We start from the raw sequence: 4,385 nt of genomic DNA, 5'->3' as shown, positions 1-4,385 counted from the left end.
GTGAAAAATCACAAAAAAAGCCCACCTTGGGGAAGGTGGGCTATCAACTAGAAACTACAGCATTGATTTCTAAGTGGAATTATAACGCATTTCGTATAAGGTGTATTATGTTAATTTTAGATTTTTTAAAAAATTAGGGCATCCATGAATCCTTTAGAATTCTACTGTTTAATATTGAAAAATATGGATAAAAACCTGGCTAAGAAACTAGGTAAAATTGAGAAAAAATATACTAATGTTCCATTTAAAAATGATGAAATAGCTAAAGTTAAAATTAAATCCGAATTTGCTTCAGAAATGGGGTTTTTCGTACTTAATTCAGCAACTTCTTTAGCTGTAGATGAAGAAAACTATAATTTTGCATACTGCTTAAAAATCTTAGAACTATATCCAATTAAGAATAACGATTTTTTTTATTGGAATGAGCATATAAAGCTATTTTCAGAATTAGAAAAAAATAATTTTTTATATGAAGATGTCTGCAAACTACATGATTTTCTGGTAAATAACTTTAGCTTTAACGGTGATTTAAAGAATATTATTAGTCATGAGATGCTTAGAAATTCTGGCGTCAATATACTGCTAATTTTAATTCACTTAGATCATTTAATTTCTAAGAAGTGGGGATTCCAATCAATCTCACTAAACCAAGCATTAAAGTTTAAGTTTAAAAATAAACGACCATACTTCCCATCAAAAACTTTTACAGATTTTCTTTTATTTATCTTAAAGATAAATGCAAAGTTTGAAGCAACAAAAGGACATAAAGTCGAGATTCTGAAGACTATTCCTCCAACTAATGGTTTTGAGCAATGGTTAGATCCTTCTCTCGAAGATGAACAAATTAAAGAATTTATACAACTAATTAAAAAAGTTAGAGAAAACAGAAGACTATGCTACTTGAATGAAGTCTATGAGTTCCTAGGTCTGCCTTATGGTGAGTTTAAAAATGATGAAATTTATGAACAAGTCTCAGAAGAGAATTATTTATTCCTGAAAAATGAACTTCCAGAAGATAAGTGGTTTGAAAGTATTAATGCCATAGCTGGCCTATGGTTAATATATTTTTGGCAAGACTTTTATTATAAACATTTTCAAAAAACAGCCAGCGTTTCTACGTTAGCTACATCAGAAGATTTTATCGTGATATGGGAAGCCTTCCTGAAGAAATATCCTTCAGAAGGCCAATATCTTTGGCCTTCTGAATTGATATTACAAGATAAATAAATTTTTATTTACGAGGTGGATTATTGTCTCGGCCACCACCTGATGGATTTCCAGTAGTACTAGGCCAACCTGCTGTGCTCATAGTTTTCATCCTTATTTAGATTTCGTAGGTTTATGATTAGGATTCAATTGTCGGCTACGGTTGTCCTGATTCTGCGCATGTTGAATATTATTAGGATTTTTTACTGTAGCACGTTGATCATTCGCTGTTTGTGTCATTGCTTTCTCCTTAAAATGTTTGAACATCTGACAAGGAAAGTATGGCTTCAAAAAAATATGCATCTTGCCTGAAAAACAGTAAAAAAGTTTAAATTTTAACCAAAAAAATTATGTATTTAACATAATGGTGTTATACGAAATTAATGGATGTTCGTATAAATTACTTGCATATTGTATTCGATCGAATACAATATAGTGAGAAGATAAGGAATCCTCATGATTGAAATTAAACGTCTTCCAGAATTTGATGAATGGTTGGATGGCATTAAAGACAATATGACCCGTATCCGCCTGAATCGTCGATTAGATAAGGTTCAACGTGGAAACTGGGGAGACATTAAACCTCTCCAAGATGGCGTTTGGGAAATGAGAGAATTCTTCGGTTCTGGATGGAGGATGTATTACATCCAACATGGTGACGTTGTGATTGTAATGCTTGGTGGTGGAGATAAATCAACTCAACAACAAGACATCGATCGGGCAGTCAAACTATCGAAAACATTGGAGGATTAAAATGGTTAAAGTCGCTGATTTACCAAGTTTTGATATGGCTGAGTCGCTCAAAACTGAAGAAGACATTGTGATGTATCTCAATATGGTTCTTGAAGAAAATGATCCAGCTGAATTAGCCCATGCACTTGGTGTTATTGCTAAAGCTCGTGGCATGACTCAAATCGCTAAAGAAGCAGGGATTGGGCGTGAAGCACTCTACAAAGCCCTACGTCAGGATTCAGCACCACGTTTTGATACGATTAATCGTGTAGTAAATGCTTTAGGCTTAAAACTCACAGTACAACACGCTTAAAACTTTAAAAATATAGTAAAAATGGGAGCTAAAGGCTCCCATTTTTTTTTTTTAGATTCGTATAAGGTGTATTATGTTAATTTTAGAAATTCTATATAAATATAGAATTTTTAAAACTTAAATTCTGGCATGTGTCCCATACTTATCAATCATGATCGAACTGGCTTCATTTAGACCACGTACTGTGACATTCGCACCATTCTTTTGAAATTTATTTACAACAGAATCAAGCATGGCGACTGATGTTACATCCCAAATGTGAGAATGGGTCAAATCAATAATCACCTCCTTTACATCCTCTTTAAAGTCAAAACCTTGCATGAATTTTTCAGAAGAACTAAAGAAGATCTGACCTCTCAACTCATATAAACGGGCCATTCCTTCAAAAGATGCTGTCACCTGGATATCATTTTCAAGTTTATTCGCCAGGAACAAGGCTGAAAGTAATACGCCTGTTAACACACCCAAAGCCAGGTTATGCGTAGCAACAACTACAATCACCGTCGCAATCATGACGATATTACTGCTCTTAGGATTATCTTTTAACTGAGTGACAGAACTCCATTCAAAGGTACTGATAGAGACCATTATCATTACCGCTACCAATGCAGCCATTGGAATCACTTTGAGCCAGTCGCTGATAAATACAACCAGAATAAGAAGAAAAATGCCCGCAGAGAATGTTGATAAGCGTGTAAGGCCACCTGATTTTACGTTAATCATAGATTGACCAATCATTGCACAACCGGCCATGCCACCCATAAAGCCAGAAGCAATATTCGCAATCCCTTGTCCCTTACATTCCTGATATTTATCACTTGGCGTATCAGTCATTTCATCCACGATAGTTGCTGTCATCATCGATTCAAGTAAACCTACAGCCGCCAGTGCGACTGAATAAGGCAAAATAATCATCAATGTTTCAATATTCAAAGGAATATCTGGAATCAAGAACATTGGAAGTGTGTCAGGTAAAGACCCCATATCGCCCACGGTCCGTACATCAATTCCTAAAGCGATTGCCAATAATGTGATTGCAATGATGCAGACTAGTGGAGAAGGGAGTAATTTTCCTAATTTGGGAACCAGAGGGAATAGATAAATAATTGCTAAACCTAAAGCAACAAAAGCATATACATGCCAGGTCACATTAATCAGTTCAGGCAATTGAGCCATGAAAATTAAGATCGCTAACGCATTTACGAATCCAATAACCACAGATTTAGATACAAACCGCATTAACTTGGCGAGCTTTAAATAGCCTGCCAATATTTGAATCACGCCTGTCAAAATTGTTGCTGCCAGCAGATATTCAAGCCCATGCTCTTTGACCAATGTGACCATAAGCAGCGCCATTGCACCAGTGGCTGCTGAAATCATGGCAGGACGACCACCTACGAAAGAAATCACGACGGCAATACAGAAGGATGCGTATAGACCAACTTTAGGATCTACACCTGCAATAATTGAAAATGCGATGGCTTCAGGGATGAGTGCAAGACCGACGACTAATCCGGCAAGTACATCCCCACGGATGTTAGAGAACCACTGTTCTCGGACATTAGATAACATAAACATAGCCTGTTTTTTAATTTTTCAGATAGGCTAGTGATGTGATATATACAACACACAAACGACTACACCACATCACTAGACAGTGATGAGTTATTTACAGATTTAAGACGATAAATAAACTTAAGGTGGCGTAAGTGTCATAAGATGAAAGAACGTTTTAGAGTAAAAAAATCAGGACAAGAGTAACAGCTAGGTACTTTTTTATAAAGCCTGGATGTTATATCCAAGCTTTGTTTAATCGGTATTTTATGAAGCTTTTGGCTCCCCAAGTAATTGACCTATTTCCAAACGTGTATAGCCACGTTCTTTAAAAATCAAAACAATAGCCTGTTTATAATCTTCAGAAGTAGAAGTCTTATACTTAGTTATCAGTTGATTTTCAGAATTCAGCTCAAGATCATTTTTGATGGTCAATACTTCGCTAGAGATCTTGTTAAAGATATTTAGGTTAAACATACAGGCACTCGTCATCCGTATTATAGCGGCCCGACTATAACGAATACCTGTCTTAGCTACGCTAGACACCCTTGGCCGCAAGGATTACAAATTAAGAAAAATT

General features: G+C 35.7%; 6 protein-coding genes. 3 read left to right on the top strand and 3 right to left on the bottom strand.

All coding sequences use genetic code 11. The features are described from left to right. Positions 1-144: 144 nt before the first annotated feature. The gene (locus EXE10_RS20200; RefSeq protein WP_004969299.1) at positions 145-1,227 is read left to right on the top strand and encodes a hypothetical protein; all 1,083 of its coding nucleotides are present in this window, start codon (positions 145-147) and stop codon (positions 1,225-1,227) included. Between the two features lie 93 nt (positions 1,228-1,320). Here the strand turns inward: EXE10_RS20200 and EXE10_RS22085 are convergent, their stop codons facing one another. Then, entirely contained in the window at positions 1,321-1,446 is a 126-nt protein-coding gene (locus EXE10_RS22085; RefSeq protein ID WP_004969301.1) for a hypothetical protein, read from the bottom strand. A gap of 216 nt (positions 1,447-1,662) precedes the next feature. Here EXE10_RS22085 and EXE10_RS20195 point away from each other — a divergent pair, with 216 nt between their 5' ends. Beyond that, a complete protein-coding gene (locus tag EXE10_RS20195) occupies positions 1,663-1,959 on the top strand; it encodes a type II toxin-antitoxin system RelE/ParE family toxin (RefSeq protein WP_004647749.1) in 297 nt (98 codons plus the stop codon). A 1-nt stretch (position 1,960) separates the two neighbouring features. After that, positions 1,961-2,251 (top strand): addiction module antidote protein, encoded by a 291-nt coding sequence (locus EXE10_RS20190; protein WP_004969304.1) that lies wholly within the window; start codon positions 1,961-1,963, stop codon positions 2,249-2,251. A 117-nt stretch (positions 2,252-2,368) separates the two neighbouring features. Here the strand turns inward: EXE10_RS20190 and EXE10_RS20185 are convergent, their stop codons facing one another. Together EXE10_RS20185 and EXE10_RS20180 are read right to left on the bottom strand one after the other, a co-directional pair. Next, positions 2,369-3,823, bottom strand: a complete 1,455-nt coding sequence (locus tag EXE10_RS20185; RefSeq protein WP_026438532.1) for a SulP family inorganic anion transporter — start codon at positions 3,821-3,823, stop codon at positions 2,369-2,371. Between the two features lie 249 nt (positions 3,824-4,072). Continuing rightward, positions 4,073-4,282 (bottom strand): hypothetical protein, encoded by a 210-nt coding sequence (locus EXE10_RS20180; RefSeq protein WP_004976362.1) that lies wholly within the window; start codon positions 4,280-4,282, stop codon positions 4,073-4,075. Positions 4,283-4,385 lie beyond the last annotated feature (103 nt).

It is taken from the genome of Acinetobacter sp. WCHAc060033, assembly GCF_004209125.1.
GTDB classification, from domain to species: domain Bacteria; phylum Pseudomonadota; class Gammaproteobacteria; order Pseudomonadales; family Moraxellaceae; genus Acinetobacter; species Acinetobacter wuhouensis.
Note: the sequence above shows the minus strand (reverse complement) of the source record. Positions and strands in the feature narration are given on the sequence as shown.